This window comes from Pseudomonas sp. BRG-100, from assembly GCF_000737955.1.
GTDB classification, from domain to species: Bacteria; Pseudomonadota; Gammaproteobacteria; order Pseudomonadales; family Pseudomonadaceae; genus Aquipseudomonas; species Aquipseudomonas synxantha_A.
Window position 1 is genome coordinate 1,228,313 of sequence record NZ_JPRX01000001.1, and the last position, 20,534, is coordinate 1,248,846.

Sequence of the window (20,534 nt, forward strand, 5' to 3'; positions counted from 1 at the left end):
GCCCCCGACTAGCGTAAAAAAGTGCCCCTCACTCCGTGAAGTTAGAGGCCTGCTATGCCTGTTGCCGTGATTGATGGACAACCGCTGCATTACCTCGACCAGGGCAGCGGCCCGGTCGTATTGCTTGGTTCAAGTTACCTGTGGGCTCGCGACATGTGGACGCCGCAGATTGAAGCGCTGTCCCAGCAATACCGTGTAATCGTCCCCGAGCTGTGGGGCCATGGCGAGTCGGGCCCGATGCCCACGCAAACCCGGTCCCTGGATGATCTGGCTCGCCAGGCCCTGGCGCTGCTGGATCACCTGGACGTCGAGCAGATCAACCTGGTGGGCCTGTCGGTCGGTGGCATGTGGGGCGCGCGCCTGGCACTACTGGCGCCCGAGCGCATCAACAGCGTGGTGCTGATGGACACCTACCTCGGCGCCGAACCTGAAGCGACTCGCCAGTATTATTTCTCGCTGTTCAAGATGATCGAAGACGCCGGCGCCATCCCCGAGCCGCTACTGGATGTGATCGCACCGATCTTCTTTCGCCCGAACATCGACCGTGAATCGGCGCTGTATCAGGACTTTCGCAAATCCCTGCAGGGATTCCCCCGCGAACGCCTGCTCGATAGCATCGTACCGCTGGGCCGCCTGATCTTCAGCCGTGAAGATATCCTGGAGCAATTGCCGCGTCTGGACGCCGACACCACCCTGATATTGTGCGGCGAGCAAGACACCCCCCGCCCACCTGCCGAATCCGAGGAAATGGCCGGACTGATTGGTTGCGACCTGATCCTGATCCCCGAGGCCGGGCATATCTCAAGCCGCGAAAACCCGGACTTCGTCAACGAAGCACTGCTGACCTTCCTCGCCAACAACGCCTGACCCCCTTCGCCTTGCTCGCCGCACCCCAGCGGCGATCACAGGCGGAAATGCCCCACCATCCCCTGGAGTTCCACGCCCAACTGCGCCAGCTGGACGCTTGATGCTGCATTGCCTTGCATACTCAGCGCCGAATGATCGGCACTTGCCCGAATACTGGTGACGCTGCGGTTGATCTCTTCGGCCACCGAGCTTTGCTCCTCGGCGGCGGCGGCGATCTGTTGGTTCATTTGCTGGATCAGTGACACGGCGGCCGCAATGCTGCCCAAGGCACTTTCGGTTTGCAGGGCATCACCGACCGCCAGTTTCACCAGTTCGCCACTTTGCTGGATCTGCTGCACCGACGACTGCGCCGCACTGCGCAAGGTGCTGACCAGCCGTTCGATCTCCTCGGTCGATTGCTGGGTGCGCTTGGCCAGGGCCCGTACCTCGTCGGCCACCACGGCAAAGCCACGCCCCTGCTCACCGGCACGCGCCGCTTCGATGGCGGCGTTCAAGGCCAGCAGATTAGTCTGCTCGGCCACGCTATTGATCACGCTCAGCACGGCGCCAATGTTCTGGATCTCTGCGCTGAGGCTTTCGATACTCGCGCTGGCACTGTTGCTTGACGTGGCCAGCAATTCGATACGCTGCAAGCTCATGCGCACCACCTGCTGGCCGCTGTCGACCTTGGCATCCGCCGTCTGTGCAGCTTGCGCCGCTTGCTCGGCATTGCGCGCCACATCGTGCACCGTGGCGGTCATCTGATTCATTGCCGTGGCAACCTGTTCGGTTTCTTCCTTCTGGCTGTTGACCTCGTGGTTGGTCTGTTCGGTAACGCTGGACAGCGAATGCGCGGAACTGGCCAGTTGTTCAATGCCGGCCTGCAACCCGCTGACCATCTGGCTCAAACCGCTGCTCATCTGCTGCATGGCTTGCATCAATTGGCCAATTTCATCGCGGCGGCTGACCTCCATGCGCCCGCTCAGGTCACCCGAGGCAATCTGCTGGGCCACGGCGATCACGCTGCGCAACGGCGCAACGATCAAACGGGTAATCAGCCAAGCAGCAATCAAGCCCACCAGCAACGCCAAGGCGGAGGAAGCGATGATCAGCAGCGTGCTGTGCTGCAACTGCACCTGCATGGACTGATCTTCAGCGGCGTATGCCTGATTGACCTGGCTGACCACTTGCTCGGCGCGATCATGCAGTTGCGTATAGACCAGCTTTTCCTGGGCCAGCAGCCCGGTGTACTCGCCGAGCTTTTCACTGAATGACGCGATATGCCCGCTGACTTCGTTGAGTACGGTCTGGTAGCCCGCGTCCTTGACGCTGGTTTTCAGCTTTTCGACCTCGGCCAGGGCCTGGTCGGCCTGCTCGATCTTGCCCTGTGCGCCGTCGTCTGTTTCAGCCTTGCGGCTCTGATCCAGGCGCACTCGCGCTTCGTTCATGGCTTGCAGCATCAAGCGCGACACCTGGCTGACCTGCCCCGCCTGCGCGATAAACTCGGCGCCCTCCTTGCCCTGGCTCTCCTTGAGGCCATAGGCACCATCGTCAGCAAGGCCCGCTTGCAACACGTCCAGGTTATTCGCCACGCTGGACACCGACCAACTGGCCATTTCCAGCGCCAGATCCTTGGCCTGGGTCAAGTCGACGAACTCATCGAACGCCTTGCGATAGGCGATCAAAGCTTGCTCGACATCGCTCATCACCTGCTCGTTGATGACGGACCGGGCCTTGAGGCTGATGGCCTGGGCCAGCAACGCGTCAACACTGTTATGCAGGGCGTCAACAGCCTTGGGGTCGGCGTGCAGCGCGTAGTTCTGCTCGATCAGGCGCACCTTGAGCAGCTCGCTATTGAGCGAAGACATCTGCTTGAGGCCATCAAAGCGCTGACCGACGGTGTGCAGGGACCCCACACCGATCGCCGCTACCAGGGCCGTCAGAAGGAGTACCAAGGTAAAACCCAAGCCCAGTTTTTTTGCCATGCCAAGGTTGGCGAATCGTCGTTGCACGCCCCAAATCATTGCACTTGATCCTCTTGCAATGGCAGATGCCATAAACCAGGTTTACAAGCAGTGAGAGTGGCAACCCCGAGGCCCCGAGCACAAGCCGCTGGCGTCGCAATAATGGCAAAAAGCTACATGCCCGTCGTTTTCAGAATGGTCGAGGTCGATCTGGTCGGCCCCATGGCACGGAACAACGCCAGTGCGCGCTGATCCCCTGCATAGGCCACATTGATGCGTAGCCAGTCGCTACGCTCCCCGGTGGGGCTGAACAGCGCGCCGGGCGACAGCAGCACGCCGAGCCGCCGTGCACAGGCCTGCAGCCGCGATGGGTCCGGGATGCCCGGTCGCGCCCACAGGAACATGCCCCCTGCGGGAACGGCAAAGACCTGCCACTCTTCATCCTCCAGCACCTGTAAAGTCGCAGCCATCTGCGCATTCAGGTGCTTGCGCAGGCGCTGCACCCACTTACGGTAAGTGCCGTTGCTCAACAAGGTTGCCACCATGGCTTCGGCAAAGCGCGAGGTGCCGAGCCCCGTCAGGGTCTTGAGGTGAGCCAATTGCGCAATGAGCGTGGCACTGGCACAGAGGTAGCCCACGCGCAGGGCGCTGCTCAGGGTCTTGGAAAAACTCGACACATAGATCACCCGGTCATTATGGTCCAGCGCCGACAAGCGCGTGCAACTGGCATGTTGCAGGTCGCCGTAGACATCCTCTTCGATGATCAGGAAATCCCGCTCTCGCGCCAGTTCCAACAACCGCTGCGCCACCGAACGGCACAGGCTGGTGCCGGTGGGATTGTGATAAAGGCTATTGATGAACAGGCACTTGGGCCGATGGGTTTGCAGCAATATCTCCAAGGCTGGGATATCCGGGCCGCCACGGGCGCGCGGAACCTCCAGCAGCGTGACACCCTGCAACGCCAACTGGCGATAGAGGTTGCCATACCCGGGTGTTTCCACCACAACCTCATCACCAGCCTTGAGCAAGGTACGTATCAGCAAGTCCTGGGCATGGCTGACGCCATGGGTGGTGAGAATACAGTCCAGGCGGGTGGCTATGTGAATCTGGGTCAGGCGCTTGAGCAGTTGTTCGCGCAGCACCGGCAGCCCCAAGGGCGTACTGTAATTGAACAAGGCCCCGGTATCGGTACGACTGAGTTCGCGGATCGCATAGCTGATGTCATCGCTTTCGCGCCAGGCGTCCGGCAGCCAGCCGCATCCCAGCTTCAGCTCGCCCAGCGGGCTATCGGTAAAAGCGCCCCACAGTTGCTCCGCGCCTTCGTACCAGTGGCGTTCCTGGTCAGTGGCGGGTTGCGCCACCACAAAACCCGAGCCGTGCTTCGGAGCCAACAGGCCCTGGGCCACCAACCGCTCGAACGCCTCGATCACGCTGGACTGGCTCAGCAGGTTGTCGAGGGCCAGTTGCCGAATGGACGGCAAGCGCGTTCCAGGGCTCACTCCTTCCTTGCGAATCCAATGGGCCACCGCGCTGACGATTTGCTGAACAACCGGTACCAGGGCTTGTCGATCGATCCCTAAATCCATGCGCCACTCACTTCAACTGTTTGTTAACCCAAAACAGTTAAGCACAGAAGCCCGCCAAAACTTGCTGCCAAGTTTTATTAAAGTATTGATTTTATTGGATTATTTACCTACTGATACATATTCGAACACGGCCCACTGCCCCCTATGGAAACGCCCCACAGCACCTCGCCCTATTTTCGAATGCCGTGCGACTTGCCGTCCTAGATCGCCGTCGCGCCGCCATCCACCGCCAGTGACTGGCCGGTGGTAAAGGCGGCACCATCACTGCACAGGTACAATACGGCGCTGGCGACTTCCTCAACCTTGCCGATGCGCCCGACCGGATGCATGGCCGCCGCGAATTCGGCTTTGCGCGGGTCGGCCTCGTAGGCGCGGCGAAACATGTCGGTATCGATCACGGCAGGGCAGACCGCGTTCACGCGGATCTTCTTTTTCGCATACTCAATGGCTGCCGACTTGGTCAGGCCGATCACTGCGTGTTTGGACGCCGCATAGATGCTCATCTTCGGCGCCGCCCCCAGCCCGGCCACCGATGCCGTGTTGACGATTGCTCCGCCGCCCTGGGCCAACAACAGCGGCAACTGATACTTCATGCACAACCAGACGCCTTTGACGTTAACCCCCATGATGGCATCGAACTCATCCAGGCTGCCGTCGGCCAGCTTGCCTTTCTCGATCTCAATCCCGGCGTTGTTGAAGGCATAGTCCAGTCGTCCATAGATGGCGACCGTCTGCGCCATCAATTGCTGTACGTCCGTTTCGAGCGTGACGTTGCAACGCACAAACACCCCTTCGCCGCCGGCCTGGCGGATCAGCGCAACAGTCCCCTCGCCCCCCGCCACGTCGAGGTCGGCAACGACCACCTTCAAGCCTTCGGCCGCGAACGCCAGCGCAGTGGCGCGACCAATACCCGCGGCGGCGCCGGTTACCAGGGCGACCTGGCCAGAAAATGTCATGCTCATGGGAACTGTCCTATGGGAGTGGTAACGGTGGCGCGAGTCTAGCCAACACAGGGATCAGCGCGTCAGCACTATCAGACGGCGGGTTAGCGCTGCATGAATCGCAGTGATAAGTCTACCGGGATGGTTATCAGCGATGCCTATCGACGGGCATTCGCCTCCCGCAGACAACCTTGCCCTGGCGTCACTGAAGGGCTATCACTCATGATTCATTTCCAAAGAGTCCTTGCCATGACCGCCCAGACCAACCGCCAATTCCTGCTCGCCAAACGCCCGGTCGGTGCGGCCACGCGAGAGACCTTCACCTACCAGGAAGTGCCGGTGGGCACGGCTGCCGACGGCCAGGTCCTGGTACGCAATGAATACCTGTCCCTCGACCCGGCCATGCGTGGCTGGATGAATGAGGGCAAGTCCTACATCCCGCCGGTCGGCATCGGCGAAGTGATGCGGGCGCTGGGCGTCGGCAAGGTGATTGCCTCGAACCATCCGAACTTCGCGGTGGGGGACTACGTGAATGGCGCCCTGGGCATGCAGGATTACTTCCTCGGCGAGCCCCGTGGTTTCTACAAGGTCGACCCCAAGCTTGCGCCCCTGCCCCGTTACCTGTCTGCCCTGGGCATGACCGGCATGACGGCTTACTTCGCCCTGCTGGAGACCGGTGCGCCGAAAGCCGGTGACACCGTGGTCATTTCCGGCGCCGCGGGTGCCGTGGGCAGCATCGCCGGGCAGATCGCCAAGATCAAAGGCTGCCGCGTGGTGGGGATTGCCGGCGGTGCCGACAAGTGCAAGTTCCTGCTCGATGAGCTGGGCTTTGACGCCGCCATCGACTACAAAAGCGAAGACGTACCCGCCGCCCTCAAACGCGAGTGCCCCAAAGGCGTGGACGTATATTTCGATAACGTCGGCGGCGATATTCTCGACGCCGTGCTCAGCCGCCTGGCACTCAAAGCCCGCGTGGTGATTTGCGGCGCGATCAGCCAATACAACAACAAGGAAGCCGTCAAAGGTCCGGCCAACTACTTGTCGTTGCTGGTCAACCGTGCGCGCATGGAAGGGTTTGTGGTGATGGACCACGCGGCGAACTTCGCGGCGGCCGGGCAGGAAATGGCCGGCTGGATGGCCCAGGGCAAGCTCAAGAGCAAGGAGGATATTGTCGAGGGGCTGGAGACCTTCCCGGAAACGCTGATGAAGCTGTTCAGCGGCGAGAACTTCGGGAAGTTGGTTTTAAAAGTAGTCTGACGCACTGCTGATCTAAATGTGGGAGCGAGCAAGCCCGCTACCACATTAATATCGGGGACATTCAGGCGATTTCGGCAACCACCGCCGCCAGTGCTTTGGCCGGATCCGCCGCCTGGCTGATCGGACGGCCGATCACCAGATAGTCCGAACCGGCATCCAGGGCCTGGCGCGGGGTCAGGATACGGCGCTGGTCATCCTGCGCGCTGCCCGCCGGGCGAATACCCGGCGTCACCAGTTGCAACGACGGGTGGGCGTTCTTCAGGGCCTGGGCTTCCAGGGCCGAGCATACCAAGCCATCGAGGCCGGCTTTCTGCGCCAGAGCCGCCAGGCGCAATACCTGCGTCTGAGGCTCGATATCCAGGCCAATACCGGCCAGGTCTTCGCGTTCCATGCTGGTCAGCACGGTCACGCCGATCAGCAGCGGTTTGGGGCCGCTGCGCTGTTCCAGCACTTCGCGGCACGCGCTCATCATGCGCAAGCCGCCGGAGCAGTGCACATTGACCATCCACACGCCCATTTCGGCCGCAGCCTTCACGGCCATTGCCGTGGTGTTGGGGATGTCATGGAATTTCAGGTCCAGGAACACTTCGAAGCCTTTGTCCCGCAGGGTGCCGACGATTTCCGCCGCGCAACTGGTGAACAGTTCCTTGCCGACCTTGACCCGGCATAGCGTGGGGTCCAACTGGTCAGCCAGCTTCAGTGCGGCGTCACGAGTGGGGTAATCCAGGGCGACGATGATAGGAGTCTGGCAGACGGACATTGGAATGGGCTCTCAGGCAAGTCGAAATCGGCGCGGATTGTAGCGCAAGCAGCGCCGTTGCGGGATCCGATGATCGGTAAATACTGATCAAGTGCCCGATACACGCGATTTCGAGCACTTGTTTCAAAGTCGATACATTCACGACACGCCCTCAACACGCCGCCCGGCTAGCCTCGCACACTATCGCACGCCCAGCATTTCCAGCCACGGCGCTGGGCGCCTATGCTGACAGCACTACTCAGGCAGATGATCGCACTATGCAGACCCCTTCCGTCCCCGTAAACGAAGAGCCTAAAGGCACGACGATCGCCGAAGACAAGCGCTGGACCACCCGTGCGCTGATCGTCGACGACGACGTGCCGATCCGCGAACTGCTGATCGACTACCTGGCGCGCTTCAATATCCTGGCCTCGGGCGTCACCGACGGCACCGCCATGCGCCAAGCCATGCAAGCCGAAACCTTCGATGTGGTAGTACTGGACCTGATGCTGCCGGGCGAGGACGGGTTGTCGCTGTGCCGCTGGCTGCGTGCCGAGTCGGACATTCCGATCCTGATGCTCACGGCCCGCTGCGAACCCACCGACCGCATCATCGGCCTGGAACTGGGCGCTGATGACTATATGTCCAAACCATTCGAGCCCCGGGAGCTGGTGGCCCGTATCCAGACCATCCTGCGCCGGGTGCGCGATGACCGCACCGAGCAACGGGCCAACATCCGCTTCGACACCTGGCGCCTCAACAGCGTACTGCGCCAGTTGGTGGCCGATGACGGCCTGGTGGTGCCGCTGTCCAACGCCGAGTTTCGCTTGCTGTGGGTGTTCATCGAACGCCCGCGCCGCGTATTGAGCCGCGAGCAACTGCTGGATGCGGCCCGTGGTCGCTCCATCGAAGCCTTTGATCGCAGCATCGACTTGCTGGTATCACGCCTGCGCCAGAAACTGGGAGATGACCCCAAGGCCCCGCAGTTGATCAAGACCGTACGCGGCGAAGGCTACCTGTTCGACGCCCGGGATATCGGTTGATGCGCGCCACCTTCAATACGCTGTTCGGGCGACTGTTCGGCCTATTGCTGGTGGCCATTGTGCTGGCCCACGTGCTGGCGCTCTTCTGGTTTCACCACTACGGCCGGCCACCGCCTCCGCTTCCCCAGGCGTTCGTCGAACAACCGGACGGCACCTTCAAACCGCTGCGCAAGGAACCTCGCCCTTGGTTTGGTGGCCCGCTGGTACCGCTGACGTTTCAATTCATCTCGTTGATCATTGCCGCCTGGTACGGCGCCAAGCTGCTGAGCCGGCCGATCCAGCGCCTGAGTGCCGCAGCCGAGCGCTTGAGCGTCGACCTCGACAGCCCGCCGCTGGTGGAATCCGGCCCGCGCGAGGCAAGGCAAGCGGCCTCGACCTTCAACCTGATGCAAAAGCGCATCCGCGAACAAGTCAGCCAGCGGGCACGTATGCTCGGTGCGGTCTCTCACGACCTGCGCACCCCGTTATCACGCCTCAAACTGCGCCTGGAACAGATCGAAGACACCAAACTGCAAGGCCAGATGCGTCAGGACCTGAACGACATGATCGATATGCTCGACGCCACCCTGAGCTACCTGCACGAACAACGCACCAGCGAGACGCGGCATTGGCTCGACGTGCAGGCGCTGGTGGAGTCCCTCAGCGAGAACGCCCAGGACCAGGGCTGCGACGTGCAATTCTCAGGCACCTGCGCGCCCTTGCAAGTGCAGCCCATGGCCCTGCGCTCATGCCTCAACAACCTGATCGACAACGCGCTGCGCTATGCCGGCATGGCCCGGGTAGAACTGGCCGACAGCCGTGGCGCACTGGTGATCAGAGTGATCGATAACGGCCCGGGAATCGCCGCCGATAAACGCGAAGCAGTGTTCGAACCGTTCTTCCGGCTGGAGGGATCGCGCAACCGCAATTCCGGAGGGGTCGGTTTGGGGATGACCATTGCCAGAGAGGCCGTCGAGCGACTTGGCGGGCACTTGAGCCTGGAGGACACGCCGGGTGGTGGGTTGACTGCGGTGATGTGGTTGCCGAGGGGCTGAGGCTTCTCCCTTCTACACAACTGTGCAGCTTGCCGCCCCCACGGTAACCACGATGCGAAGCGAGCCGCTCTTGATCTTGATCTGCTTTTGATCTTAGGCGCCCCGTTAAACCACGCTGGCCGGAATCCGACATGGATTTGGGGGGTAAACCGGCAGGGATGCCGGTTTAGCCGCCCCGCGCCATGGATGGCGCGTGGCGGCGCCCCCCCAAATCCATGGCGGATTACGGGCACACCGAGCCTAGGCGAGGTGCCGAGTGGTGGGGCAAGAGCCCTTTGGTTACTTTGGGGCTCTTTTTCCAAAGTGACCCGCTGTAAAAGCGGAACCAATATCAGCCGTTACCCAAATAACGGATATGTACTCAGTCGGATCCAACATCCTGGTCGGCCCTGAGGCCGCCATCGGGAGCAAGCCCCCTCCCACAGGTGCAGCGTCGCATCACATCCTGATGCCTAGCCCCTCAATTACACGGCTTGTCGTCACGACGCACTTGCGCCTGGGTAGCGCTCCAGTCCGTCAACAGGCTGTACGCCACCGCCAGCAGCGTCGGCCCGATAAACAGCCCGATAAAGCCAAAGGCGATCAACCCCCCAAACACCCCCAGCAGCACAATCACCAACGGCAGGTTACCGCCACGACTGATCAGATACGGCTTGAGCACGTTATCCACACCGCTGATCACAAACGTACCCCATACCCCCAGGAACACCGCATAGGTGTAGTCACCCTTCCACGCCAGCCAGGCCGTGGCCGGAATCCACACCAGCGGCGGGCCCATGGGGATCAGGCTGAGCAGGAAAGTGACGATACCCAGCACCAGCGCACCCGGCACGCCGGCGATCAGGAAGCCGATCAGCGCCAGCAAGGCCTGGGCCGCCGCAGTGCCGATCACACCATTGACCACCCGCTGCACCGTACCGGCCACCAGCTCGATGTAATAGCCGGCACGTTCACCGATCAGCCGCTCCAGCAGACGGTGCACAAACATCGCCAGGCGCGGCCCATCACGGTAGAAAAAGAACACGAAGACCAGGCTCAGGGTCAGCTCAAGAATACCGCCGCCAATTTGCGCACTGCGTGCCAGCAACCAGTTGCCGACCTGGCCGAGGTACGGCTTGATGCTGACCATCAGCGCCGCGCCTTGTTGGTCAATGCTGTCCCACATCGCCACCAGGCGCTCGCCGACGAACGGGATCGAGCCCAACCAGGTCGGCGCCTCGGGCAAGCCGTCGACCTGAATGTCTTTGATCAGCGCCACCGCATCGCGCACATGGTCGGCCAGGTTGAACCCCAGCCACACCAGCGGCACCGCCACCAGCAGCATCCAGCCCAAGGTCAGGATGCCAGCAGCCAGGGACTCCCGTCCGCCCAGCCAGCGAGTGAGCAAACGCATCAGCGGCCAACTGGCAAACGCCAGCACCGCACCCCAGAACAGCGCCGACCAGAACGGCGCCATGACCCAGAAGCTGGCGCCAAACAGCACCAGCAGCAGGATTTGCACCAGCAGGCGATCGTTATTGAGCATCGGGTATCTCGAGAATAAGGCTGTAGGAAGAGAGCTTAGGCGAACGGCACGGGTCCGTTCGCCTTGTAACGGTCAGCGTATCAGATGCAGGTGCAAACCCTTAGCGTCACCGCTGCCGGTTTCCAGGCGTGCGGCGCGTACGCCCTTGTCGACCAGGGCCTGGCGCCAGGCCTCGGCTTTCGGGCCGGTCAGGCTCACGCGCAAGGTGGTATCAAGGTTCAACCCACGGGAAATCAAGGTCAGCCAGGTGTCATCAGGCTCAGCGGCCAATGCAGGGAGATCCAGCTCGCCCGTGCTTTTGAGCTCTCGCAGCAGGGTGGCCGAGGTGGGTAGCAGATCGCCCAAGGGCGCGCTGGCATCGAGTTGCTCCACATGCAGGTAAGCGCGTCGGTTGCCGCGAGTAATGCCGTACAGCGCGACCAGCGAGTTGTTCTGCGGGGTGGCCAGGCGCAGTAGCAGGTATTCCTGCTGGCCGTCGGCCCCCACCAGCTTGGCGTTGCCGAACACTTCATTGGCCCACAGGCTGCTCTCGCCGCAATCGCGGGCCTGGCACCAGAACAACAGCTGCGCGCCCTTGGCCTGCAAAGCTTCACGCGTTGCAGTAAAGGCGGCGCTGGAGCTGTGCTCCGCAGGCAGTTCATAGGTGATTGCAGTGGCTTGGCCGCGCGCAGTGGCCTGGCCTTCATAACGCAATTGGCCGCTGATCTTGCGAATCGCGCCCATGGGGTAGATGCGTTCCTTCTCTTCAGCGGGGCGATAGTCGACAATTTGCGCGTCAACCTGGCGGGACACGGCAGGTAAATCCTGGCTGCCTGGCACATCGGCGGCAAACACCAGGGGGCTGAAACAGCAAAGGCCAAGGGCACGGATACATCCTTTACCCAGGCTCATCGGATCGATAGGCCCTGGCCAATGGAGGTCACAGCGATGTTGAGTGTGTTCATGGTTGACTCCCTTTCAATCCGCCCAGCCTCGGCAGTTGACCCCGCCAAGTCAAGGCGTGGAGAAGAACCGATTGAAACAGTCTGCAACAAGAGCGGCGCCGGACTCATCATTCAGGTGCAAATGATGGCCACCTGGCAGCGTAGTAACGCTGAAGGGTAGCTGAGAAAGCAATTCAGCATGTTTCGCCAACATGCCGTCAGCCGCCACCACCAACTGCGCCGGGCAACTGACGCGACGCACAAAAGCCATGGCCTGTTCATCGGTCAGACGCATCGGCGATGCCAGGGTCAGGCGACTGTCGCTGCGCCAGGTGTAACCGTCCGGTACCGGCATCAAACCGCGCTGGGCCAGCAGTTGCGCCGCTTCACGACTGACCGCCACCACGCCCTTCATTCGCGCTTCAACCGCTTTTTCGAGGGTGTTGTAGACTGGCTTGCGCTTTTCTTGCAGGTTCAGTTGCGCCTGCAAGGCCATGCCCAGACGCTCGGCTGCATTCTCGCCGCTGGCGGTCGGCGGGATCACACCGTCGATCAAACCCAGGTGCGTCACTCGCTCCGGCAGCGCCCCGGCCAACACCAGCGAGACGATGGCGCCCAGGGAGTGGCCAAGTAATGCAAAACGTTTCAACCCCAGTTGTTCGGCCACCTGCAGCACGTCGTAGACGTAATCCCACAAGGCGTAACCGGCGCCTGCCGGGCGATGGGCCGAATGCCCGTGCCCAGCCATATCCAGAGCGATGATGCGCAACCCGTGCAGCTTCGGCGCCAGGCGCGCAAAACTGTTGGCGTTGTCCAGCCAGCCATGCAGGGCAATCACTGGCAGGCCATCCTCGGGCCCGAACAGGTGCGCGGCCAATTCGATATGCCCCAGGCTCAGGCGAACCTCTTCGACCGGTGTACTCATGCGCAACTGCGCTCGCGGGCTTGCCAGCGGGCGAACAGGTTCTTGATCAAGGCAGCCGTGTCCTGGGGGCGTTCGAGGGGGAACATATGACCGCCTGGCATAGTGAGCATTTCGCCCATGGGCAAGCGGCCGACGCCGCTGGCATGGTGACGCATGACCACTCGGCTCTGGCGACCACGCACCACGGCCAGTGGCACTTTCAGCTGGCGTACCTGGCCCGGGCTGGTGTGCGGCACGCCCCGGTAGATGCTGATTTCGGTGGCCGGGTCGAAGCGCAGGCGCAGGCGGTCGCCGACTTGCTGCAAGCCATGCTGCAAATACGCGTCAAAGCATTCGGGGTCGAAGCCACGAAACAGGGTTTTGCCGGCGAAGTAGCTGCGCGCGGTGTCCAGGTCGGTGAATTCTTCACGCCGGCCAAGGGTACGTCCGGCCGGGGTCAGGCGGTCGATAAAACCAAAGCGCTTGGCGGCGCGGATCACCCAGCGGTCGGCACGGGTGAGCACCGGCGAATCCAACATCACCACGCCACGGTACAACTGCGGGCAACGCATGGCCGCGTACAAATGCAGCACGCCACCGAGGGAATGGCCGACACCCCACACGGGTTCCGGCTGTTGCTCAAGGTGGTGGATCAACTCGTCCACCAGGTTCTGCCAGTTATCATCCACCGGGAACCTGGGGTCGTGACCGTGCTGGGGCAGATGCGCCACCGTATATTCCGGGGCCAGCGCGGCAAACAGCTTGCCGTAGGTGGCCGAAGGGAAGCCATTGGCGTGGGTAAAAAACACGTGCTGCGACATACAGGTTCCATCGATAAAAACAGAGGTTGATTGTCACCATACCGGCCGCCTACAGCAATGACTGTAACTGCCAGGAATGATGACACTCACGCCACGCCTATCGTGCCGGCGGGTTTTCGCCCAGCGGCACCACGGCCATGGTCAGGCGCGAGACGCAACTGGCCTTGCCATCATCGCTGCTCAGGCGGATATCCCATACCTGTGTAGTGCGCCCGATATGAATGGCCTTGGCCACCGCCGTCACCCGCCCGCTGCGCACGCCACGCAGGTGGTTGGCATTGACCTCAAGGCCCACGCAATAAAACTTGCTGGCATCGATGCACAGGTAAGCAGCCATGGAGCCGACGCTCTCGGCCAACACCACCGAGGCGCCACCGTGCAGCAGGCCGTAGGGCTGATGGGTGCGGTGATCGACCGCCATGCTGGCAGTGAGGGAGTGCTCGTCGAAGCTTTCGAAACGAATATCGAGCAACTCACCGATGGTGTTTTTCTGGATCGCGTTGAGTTGTTCGATATTCGGTTGGGTGCGCCACAGGCTCATAGGGTTGTCCTTGTTGGTTTTATTACGATCCTAATCCTGCCACAGAACGGTTTCAGCGCGCTCGCTCCAAGTATGCAAATGTGGCCCGTACGTCGACTCGATCACGTTGCGCTTGATCTTCAAGGTCGGCGTGAGAAAGCCGTTTTCCACCGCCCAGTTGTCTTTCACCACCACCAATTGGCGCAAGCGCTCATGTTTATCCAGCCCGGCGTTGACCTGTGCCAGCCAGTGGTCAAGGTGGGTTTCAAGCGTTTGGCGGGCTTGGCCCTGTGCCGACAACACGCATAGCCCGATCGGTGCGCCAAGCCCCTCGCCGACTACACACACCTGTTCGATGCGTGCATGTTCGGCCAGGCGATTTTCAATCGGCGCCGGGGCCACGTATTTGCCTTTGCTGGTCTTGAAAATCTCCTTGAGGCGCCCGGTCAAGCGCAGACGGCCGTCTGCGTCCTGCTCACCCTTGTCGCCGGTACGCAGGAAGCCATCTTCGGTAAGGGTCTCAGCGGTTTTTTGCGGGTCCTTGAAGTAGCCCAGCATGGTCGCGCCGCTGCGTACCTGCACTTCGCCTGATGGGTCGATGCGCACTTCTACGCCTGGGCAGGGCAGGCCAATCCAACCCAGCGTCTGTGCACCGGGGCGGCATACATGGGAATAGCCGCAGTTTTCGCTCATGCCGTACACCTCCAGCACGTCCAGGCCAAGGCGCTGATACCAACCCAGCAAGGCCTCGGGCACGGGTGCCGCACCGGACAGGGCAATACGCAGTGCATCCAGCCCCAGTCCCGCGAGCACTTTATGACCGACGCGCTTGCCGATAAAAGGCAGGCGTAACAGGGTGTCGAGGCGTTTTTCCGGGATCTTGGCATAGACACCCAACTGGAACCTGGTCCAGATACGTGGCACGCCAAACAAGGCCGTCGGCCGTGCCCTGCGCAAATCTTGCAGGAAGGTATCCAGGTTTTGCGCAAAAAATACGGTTTGCCCGGTGTAGATCGCCGCCATTTCCACAAACATGCGTTCGGCGACGTGGCACAGCGGCAGGTAGGACAGCAACCGATCGCCCTCCCCCAGGCCGAACAACTCGGTGCCGCGGGTGGCAGCGAAGCCCAGTGCCCCGAACGTTTGCATCACACCCTTCGGCAAACCGGTCGTCCCGGAGGTGTAGACGATGGTGGCCAGTGTCGAGCCAAGGGGTTCGGGGTGGTCCTGGATCGGTGAGCAGGCTTGCAGGTCCGCCCAGCTGAAATCGAACGTCCCCGCCGGGCACAGCGGCAGGCTAATGGTTGGCACACCCGCTGGCACACCCGGCGCCATTGCCGGCCAGTCATCGAGCTTGCCGATCAACGCCAACGCCGCCTCGGAATGGGTCAGCACATGGGCGACAGAGTCAGCGGTGAGGTTGGGATAAAGCGGCACCGAAACGTGCCCGGCCATCCAGATCGCCAGGTCGGCGATGATCCAGTGTGCGCAGTTTTTCGAGATCAGGGCGATGTGCGAACCTTGGGGCAAGTCACGTGCACGCAACCAGTGGGCAGCGCACCGGGCCTGGTGGCCGACATCGCCCCAGGTGAGGGTCTGCACCTCGCCACCGTCAATGGGCTGCACCAGAAAAACCTTACGCGGGTGCCGCGCTTCACGCTCGAAGAAGACCTGCAACGGCAAACGAAAAGCGACAGGCATGGGACGCGCTCCTTTGTGATCCGAGATACAGCCAACCAAGCACTTGCTTGGCTGACTGTATAGCACACACAAAGCCAACCATTTCTCAGGGAACACAGAACAGCCAACCGTAACCACGATGCGAAGCGAGCCGCTCTTGCTCTTGATCTGCTTTTGATCTCAGGCGCCCCGTCAAACCACGCTGGCCGGAATTCGACAGGGATTTGGGGGGTAAACCGGCAGGGATGCCGGTTTAGCCGCCCCGCGCCATGGATGGCGCGTGGCGGCGGCCCCCCAAATCCATGGCGGATTACGGGCACACCGAGCCTAAGCGAGGTGCCGAGTGGTGGGGCAAGAGCGCTTTGGTTACTTTCGCGCTTTTCGAAAGTGACCCGCTGTAAGAGCGGAACCAATATCAGCCGTTACCGCAGCAATAGATATGTACTCGGTCTGATCCAAGCCCCCCGTCGGCTACAAGGCCGCCTTCGCGAGCAAGCCCGCTCCCACAGTTGGATCATGGAGTGTCGGGCAGACAAGCGTCGATTGGCAGGTCGTCACGGGAGCAAGCTCCCTCGCCACAGGCCCAGCCTCGCCCCTTATGCCTCGGGATTCTTCACCCCCACCAGACTCATCAAACCCGCCAGCGGAAAATCCCCCTCAAGCTCCGCCAGGCTGGCCGTATACATCGGCTGTGGCTGGCGCTGATGCCCATGCTGCAAAAAGCTGATCAAACTGCCCACCAAAGGCTGATGGCTGACCAGCAACACGTTGTCATCAGTATCAAGCTCCCTCAGCACCTGCTGAACATCACCATCAGGCGTCAGCCACGGCACCGTGCGCACATCCGGCTCGAACCCCAAAACTCCGCGCACCAATTGAGCCGTCTGCTGCGCCCGCACATAAGGGCTGGCGATGATGGCACTGAGAGGCTGCCCGATCAGGTGCGCAGCGCTGAGCAATACTTCGGCACGGCCATGCTCGGTAAGATTGCGTTCAGCGTCCGTGCGGGCGTGCACCTGGGCCTCCCCGTGGCGCAAAACCCACAACTTCATAGCTTTGGCTCTTCATCACGCACCGGGTGCGGTGCTGGCGGCACGCTGTGGGCGGCTTCGCCTTCGGGTGCACGCGGGGCTGGCCAATCGGCAAACGGCCAAGGCTTTTGGTCGGTGTGGAAGCTACCGAAGCGGCCGATCTGCGCCAGGAACTGGCTGAGGCTATCGCCAAAATTCATCAGGCCCAGGTTCGGCGCACCGTAGACAAGCCGGTAAATCAATTGCACCACCACCAACGCGCCGAGCAGCAATTGCGCCACCTGCCACACCAGCGCAAACGCCAGCATCCACAGAATGCGCAAGGCAATCGACTCATATTTGGGGGCTGCTTTCGGATCGTTCATGGCGCGTTCCTCAGTTGAAACCACTGGTAGAAATAAAGTCGACATCGGTCTTGGGCTCGGCCCGCATCAGCAACTCGATGACCTGCTCCAAGGTGCGCCCTTCGAACAGGATCGCGTGCAAACCGGCGACCAGCGGCATATACACCCCCACTTCCTGGGCCTTGGCCTTCAATACCTTGAGGGTGTTGACCCCTTCGGCCACTTCACCCAGACGCGTCACAGCGTCTTCCAGGCTCAGCCCTTGGCCCAGGGCAAAACCTACCTGATAGTTGCGGCTTTTGGGCGATGAGCAGGTGACGATCAAGTCACCCACGCCCGCAAGGCCCAGGAACGTCATCGGGTTGGCACCCTGGTTCACCGCAAAGCGGGTCATCTCGGCCAGCGCACGGGTGATCAGCATACTCTTGGTGTTTTCACCCATGCCCAAGGCGACGGCCATGCCGGCAATGATCGCGTAGACGTTTTTCAACGCCCCGCCCAACTCGACACCAAAGCGATCGGCGCTGGCGTAGACCCGGAAGGTGCGGCCATGCAGCACGGCCTGTACCTGCTCACACAAGGCGTCGTCTTCACTGGCAACCACCGTGGCGGTCAAGGCGTGTTCGGCCACCTCCCGCGCCAGGTTCGGGCCGGACAGCACGCCAATGCGGGCCAGTGGGGCAATCTCGGTGAGGATTTCACTCATCAGTTTGAAGGTCTGGGCCTCAATGCCTTTGGTCAGGCTGACCAGCAACTTGCCTGCCAGGCGCTCGGCGTGCGGCGCCAGCACTGAGCGCAACGCACTGGAGGGCAGCGCGACGAAGCACAGGTCGCACGCAGTGAGCGTTTCCAGCAGGTCGGTAACCGGTTCGACAGCTGGATGAATCTTGATGCCTTTAAGGTAGCGGGGGTTTTCCCGGTGCACGCGAATGGCTTCAGCCTGCTCAGGGTCGCGCATCCACTGACGCACGGCGTGGCCGTTCTCGGCCAGCAGGTTAGCCACGGCGGTGCCAAAACTTCCGCCTCCCAGGACCGCAATAGGGCGCTGTTGAGTCATATGCAATCCGTTAATCCATACCAATGGCGATGGCGGCATTATACGGGCCGCCCGGCTTGCGGCCAGCCCCCGTATCAATTCGCGCACTTGTCGGAAAATGCCACGTTTGTACGAAGTAATTGCAAGTCCGACGACTGGCAAATAGCCCCACCTCAGTTAACATGGGCGGCTATCCGTCATTAACAAGGCCGTGCCGTGTACCTGGGCCCTCCTCCTCGCTCATCTCTATGGTTGATGCTGTTGTGCAGCGTACCTGCCCTGGCTGACGATCTGTTTCTCGACAGCCAGCCGCTGCCGCAGGTGTTGACCGCCACGCGCCTCAAGCAATCGGCCGCCGCCGTGCCCGGCAGTATGACGGTGATCGACAGTGAGCTGATCAAGGCCAGCGGCGCCCGGGACATCGCCGAACTGCTGCGCCTGGTGCCCGGGATGATGGTCGGCTATACCACCGGCAACCAGGCGTCGGTCAACTACCACGGCACCAGCGCCAGTGATGCGCGGCGGATGCAGGTGCTGATCGACGGGCGTTCGGTGTACCGCGCCGGCCTGGCCACGGTGGACTGGAGCGATATCCCGGTGGCCATGGAAGATATCGAACGCATTGAGGTATTTCGCGGCCCTAATACCGTCAGCTATGGCGCCAATGCACTGATGGCGGTGGTCAATATCCTCACCCGTTCCCCCGCCAACAGCCAGGGCTCGCGGGTGAAGGTCACCCGCGGCGAACGGGGGATCAACGACTTCTATGCCAGCCAGGGCGTGGGTTGGGAAACCGGCGATTTGCGCTTATCCCTGTCCGGGCAACAGGACGACGGTTTTGACAGCGACGCGGTCGGCGCCGACCGCCGTGACGGTCGCCGTCTCAACCGTTTCAGCCTGGCGGTGAGCCAGACGCTGAACGCGCAACAAAGTATCGACTGGCAACTCAATGCCAAGGAAGGCACCAATCAGCGCCCTTATACCTACACCCCGGTGTTTGACGGGATCAGCGAAGGCGGCAGCAATTCCGATGTTGTCGCCAAGGACTACGCTGGCTCTTTGCGCTGGAATTTCGACTTCAATCCCGATCACAGTCTGTATATCCAGGGTTCAGCCCAGCAATGGGACCGCCGACAGGTCTGGAAAGCCTGTGATGCCAAGGTCTCGTTCAGCCCGCAGCTGACCCAGTTGTGGCAACTGAACCCCAACTATGCCGAACTGTTGGCGCGGCACATGGACACCTACAGCCAAGGCTCTCCACCCCCGGGAAGCGCCGCCGAGCAGGCATTGGCCAACCAGGTGCTGGATCAATGGAAGAACCACGGCGGCAAGGACACCGTCTGCGGCGATATCGACCAAAGCACCCGCGAAAGCCGCTACGACGTGGAGATCCAGGACACCTTCAGCCTATCCGACAGCTTGCGCCTGGTCAGCGGCATCAACTATCGCTATGACCGCGCCGACTCGGACACCTACTTCAATGGAACCCTGGACGACACCACCTGGCGCCTGTTCGGGCACCTGGAATGGCGGGCCAGCGAACACTGGCTGCTGCAGGGTGGCGCCATGTACGAAGACAGTCACCTGAGCGGCGACTCACTGACGCCGCGTGTGGCGGTCAATTACCTGATCAACCCGCGTCACGGGTTGCGGGCGGTTTACTCCGAGGCGATCCGCTCGCCGGACATGTTCGAGAACAACGTCAATTGGAGCTACCGCGTCAACAACCTCAGCTCCCCGGCCTACGGACAAAACTCCGGGCAATATTTTGTCGTGACGCGCGGCCCTGGCGACCTCGACAAAGAGTTGATGCGCTCCCGAGAACTGGGCTACAACGGGTTCTTTGCCGACCTGGGGCTGAATGTCGACGTGAAGCTGTTCTATGACGAAATCACCGACATGATCAGCTCGCCGCTGCGCAACAACCAATACATCGCCAGCAACGCCAACAGCTCGCGCTTTACCGGTGCCGAATCACAGTTCGACTGGCGCATGAGCAACACCGACCGCCTGCGCCTGACCTACGCTTATGTCGACGCTACTTCCAGCAACCCACGGGACAAGGCGCAAACCGCGCGCAACAGCGGCTCGGCCGGTTGGCTGCGCGAGTGGGGCCAAGGGTGGTCCAGCGCCCTGTTCTACTATGGCGACGACGCTCTTAACCAGTATCGCTTCCAACGGGTCGACCTGCGGGTAGCCAAACGCATTGCCGTGGGCAAAACCAATGTGGAGCTGGCCGGCATGTTGCAGCAACGCCTTGATGACCAGCCCACCACCTGGGCCGACAATAATTACGACCATCGTCACGTTCTCTACTTCAGCGCCGAGCTGGACTTCTGA

At 61.5% G+C, this 20,534-nt stretch carries 18 protein-coding genes and 1 pseudogene; 5 read left to right on the top strand and 14 right to left on the bottom strand.

Features of this window, described 5'->3' with window-relative positions; genetic code table 11:
* Positions 1-54: 54 nt before the first annotated feature.
* Positions 55-867, top strand: a complete 813-nt coding sequence (locus tag JH25_RS21975; protein WP_032877070.1) for an alpha/beta fold hydrolase — start codon at positions 55-57, stop codon at positions 865-867.
* Positions 868-902: 35 nt separating this feature from the next.
* Here the strand turns inward: JH25_RS21975 and JH25_RS29330 are convergent, their stop codons facing one another.
* From JH25_RS29330 to JH25_RS21960, 4 genes and pseudogenes are all read right to left on the bottom strand, one after another.
* On the bottom strand, positions 903-1,820 hold the full coding sequence (locus tag JH25_RS29330) for a methyl-accepting chemotaxis protein (RefSeq protein ID WP_442961457.1): 918 nt from the start codon (positions 1,818-1,820) through the stop codon (positions 903-905).
* Positions 1,809-2,903, bottom strand: a pseudogene (locus JH25_RS29335) (HAMP domain-containing protein); the annotation flags it as partial. The gene JH25_RS29330 and the pseudogene JH25_RS29335, both read right to left, overlap by 12 nt.
* An 80-nt stretch (positions 2,904-2,983) precedes the next feature.
* Positions 2,984-4,396, bottom strand: coding sequence for an aminotransferase-like domain-containing protein (locus tag JH25_RS21965; protein WP_032877072.1), 1,413 nt, complete (start codon positions 4,394-4,396; stop codon positions 2,984-2,986).
* A gap of 200 nt (positions 4,397-4,596) precedes the next feature.
* Entirely contained in the window at positions 4,597-5,358 is a 762-nt protein-coding gene (locus JH25_RS21960; protein WP_032877073.1) for an SDR family oxidoreductase, read from the bottom strand.
* Positions 5,359-5,586: 228 nt separating this feature from the next.
* Between JH25_RS21960 and JH25_RS21955 the strand changes: the two genes are divergently transcribed.
* Positions 5,587-6,594 carry an NADP-dependent oxidoreductase gene (locus JH25_RS21955; RefSeq protein ID WP_032877074.1) on the top strand — a complete coding sequence of 336 codons (1,008 nt, stop codon included), beginning with the start codon at positions 5,587-5,589 and terminating at the stop codon, positions 6,592-6,594.
* 61 nt (positions 6,595-6,655) lie between these two features.
* Here JH25_RS21955 and pyrF read toward each other — a convergent pair whose 3' ends face one another.
* Entirely contained in the window at positions 6,656-7,354 is a 699-nt protein-coding gene (gene pyrF, locus JH25_RS21950; protein ID WP_005786636.1) for an orotidine-5'-phosphate decarboxylase, read from the bottom strand.
* A 257-nt stretch (positions 7,355-7,611) separates the two neighbouring features.
* On the opposite strand from pyrF, the gene JH25_RS21945 reads away from it, so the two are divergent.
* Together JH25_RS21945 and JH25_RS21940 are read left to right on the top strand one after the other, a co-directional pair.
* The gene (locus JH25_RS21945; RefSeq protein WP_032877075.1) at positions 7,612-8,376 is read left to right on the top strand and encodes a response regulator; all 765 of its coding nucleotides are present in this window, start codon (positions 7,612-7,614) and stop codon (positions 8,374-8,376) included.
* Positions 8,376-9,410, top strand: a complete 1,035-nt coding sequence (locus tag JH25_RS21940) for a sensor histidine kinase (protein WP_032877076.1) — start codon at positions 8,376-8,378, stop codon at positions 9,408-9,410. The genes JH25_RS21945 and JH25_RS21940 overlap by 1 nt, the downstream gene beginning before the upstream one ends.
* 460 nt (positions 9,411-9,870) lie before the next feature.
* Here JH25_RS21940 and JH25_RS21935 read toward each other — a convergent pair whose 3' ends face one another.
* From JH25_RS21935 to JH25_RS21895, 9 genes are all read right to left on the bottom strand, one after another.
* Positions 9,871-10,935 carry an AI-2E family transporter gene (locus tag JH25_RS21935; protein ID WP_005786630.1) on the bottom strand — a complete coding sequence of 355 codons (1,065 nt, stop codon included), beginning with the start codon at positions 10,933-10,935 and terminating at the stop codon, positions 9,871-9,873.
* Between the two features lie 72 nt (positions 10,936-11,007).
* Positions 11,008-11,826 carry a DUF4892 domain-containing protein gene (locus JH25_RS21930; protein ID WP_032877077.1) on the bottom strand — a complete coding sequence of 273 codons (819 nt, stop codon included), beginning with the start codon at positions 11,824-11,826 and terminating at the stop codon, positions 11,008-11,010.
* Between the two features lie 102 nt (positions 11,827-11,928).
* Positions 11,929-12,783, bottom strand: coding sequence for an alpha/beta hydrolase (locus JH25_RS21925; RefSeq protein WP_032877078.1), 855 nt, complete (start codon positions 12,781-12,783; stop codon positions 11,929-11,931).
* The gene (locus JH25_RS21920; RefSeq protein WP_032877079.1) at positions 12,780-13,583 is read right to left on the bottom strand and encodes an alpha/beta fold hydrolase; all 804 of its coding nucleotides are present in this window, start codon (positions 13,581-13,583) and stop codon (positions 12,780-12,782) included. The genes JH25_RS21925 and JH25_RS21920 overlap by 4 nt, the downstream gene beginning before the upstream one ends.
* 97 nt (positions 13,584-13,680) lie before the next feature.
* Positions 13,681-14,124 (bottom strand): hotdog fold thioesterase, encoded by a 444-nt coding sequence (locus JH25_RS21915; protein ID WP_032877080.1) that lies wholly within the window; start codon positions 14,122-14,124, stop codon positions 13,681-13,683.
* 30 nt (positions 14,125-14,154) lie between these two features.
* Positions 14,155-15,804, bottom strand: coding sequence for an AMP-binding protein (locus tag JH25_RS21910; protein WP_032877081.1), 1,650 nt, complete (start codon positions 15,802-15,804; stop codon positions 14,155-14,157).
* Between the two features lie 575 nt (positions 15,805-16,379).
* A complete protein-coding gene (sixA, locus tag JH25_RS21905) occupies positions 16,380-16,835 on the bottom strand; it encodes a phosphohistidine phosphatase SixA (protein ID WP_032877082.1) in 456 nt (151 codons plus the stop codon).
* Complete coding sequence (locus tag JH25_RS21900) at positions 16,832-17,179, bottom strand: DUF4389 domain-containing protein (protein ID WP_032877083.1); 348 nt, start codon at positions 17,177-17,179, stop codon at positions 16,832-16,834. The genes sixA and JH25_RS21900 overlap by 4 nt, the downstream gene beginning before the upstream one ends.
* Before the next feature lie 10 nt (positions 17,180-17,189).
* Positions 17,190-18,215 (bottom strand): NAD(P)H-dependent glycerol-3-phosphate dehydrogenase, encoded by a 1,026-nt coding sequence (locus tag JH25_RS21895; protein WP_005786614.1) that lies wholly within the window; start codon positions 18,213-18,215, stop codon positions 17,190-17,192.
* A gap of 195 nt (positions 18,216-18,410) precedes the next feature.
* Here JH25_RS21895 and JH25_RS21890 point away from each other — a divergent pair, with 195 nt between their 5' ends.
* Positions 18,411-20,534, top strand: coding sequence for a TonB-dependent receptor plug domain-containing protein (locus JH25_RS21890; protein WP_005786612.1), 2,124 nt, complete (start codon positions 18,411-18,413; stop codon positions 20,532-20,534).

Coding starts and splice junctions, on each gene's coding strand:
- JH25_RS21930 (WP_032877077.1), bottom strand. CDS start 11,826: ATGAGCCTGGGTAAAGGATGTATCCGTGCCCTTGGCCTTTGCTGTTTC.
- JH25_RS21895 (WP_005786614.1), bottom strand. CDS start 18,215: ATGACTCAACAGCGCCCTATTGCGGTCCTGGGAGGCGGAAGTTTTGGC.
- JH25_RS21925 (WP_032877078.1), bottom strand. CDS start 12,783: ATGAGTACACCGGTCGAAGAGGTTCGCCTGAGCCTGGGGCATATCGAA.
- sixA (WP_032877082.1), bottom strand. CDS start 16,835: ATGAAGTTGTGGGTTTTGCGCCACGGGGAGGCCCAGGTGCACGCCCGC.
- JH25_RS21965 (WP_032877072.1), bottom strand. CDS start 4,396: ATGGATTTAGGGATCGATCGACAAGCCCTGGTACCGGTTGTTCAGCAA.
- JH25_RS21910 (WP_032877081.1), bottom strand. CDS start 15,804: ATGCCTGTCGCTTTTCGTTTGCCGTTGCAGGTCTTCTTCGAGCGTGAA.
- JH25_RS21975 (WP_032877070.1), top strand. CDS start 55: ATGCCTGTTGCCGTGATTGATGGACAACCGCTGCATTACCTCGACCAG.
- JH25_RS21960 (WP_032877073.1), bottom strand. CDS start 5,358: ATGAGCATGACATTTTCTGGCCAGGTCGCCCTGGTAACCGGCGCCGCC.
- JH25_RS29330 (WP_442961457.1), bottom strand. CDS start 1,820: ATGGAGGTCAGCCGCCGCGATGAAATTGGCCAATTGATGCAAGCCATG.
- JH25_RS21955 (WP_032877074.1), top strand. CDS start 5,587: ATGACCGCCCAGACCAACCGCCAATTCCTGCTCGCCAAACGCCCGGTC.
- JH25_RS21915 (WP_032877080.1), bottom strand. CDS start 14,124: ATGAGCCTGTGGCGCACCCAACCGAATATCGAACAACTCAACGCGATC.
- JH25_RS21940 (WP_032877076.1), top strand. CDS start 8,376: ATGCGCGCCACCTTCAATACGCTGTTCGGGCGACTGTTCGGCCTATTG.
- pyrF (WP_005786636.1), bottom strand. CDS start 7,354: ATGTCCGTCTGCCAGACTCCTATCATCGTCGCCCTGGATTACCCCACT.
- JH25_RS21945 (WP_032877075.1), top strand. CDS start 7,612: ATGCAGACCCCTTCCGTCCCCGTAAACGAAGAGCCTAAAGGCACGACG.
- JH25_RS21900 (WP_032877083.1), bottom strand. CDS start 17,179: ATGAACGATCCGAAAGCAGCCCCCAAATATGAGTCGATTGCCTTGCGC.
- JH25_RS21920 (WP_032877079.1), bottom strand. CDS start 13,583: ATGTCGCAGCACGTGTTTTTTACCCACGCCAATGGCTTCCCTTCGGCC.
- JH25_RS21935 (WP_005786630.1), bottom strand. CDS start 10,935: ATGCTCAATAACGATCGCCTGCTGGTGCAAATCCTGCTGCTGGTGCTG.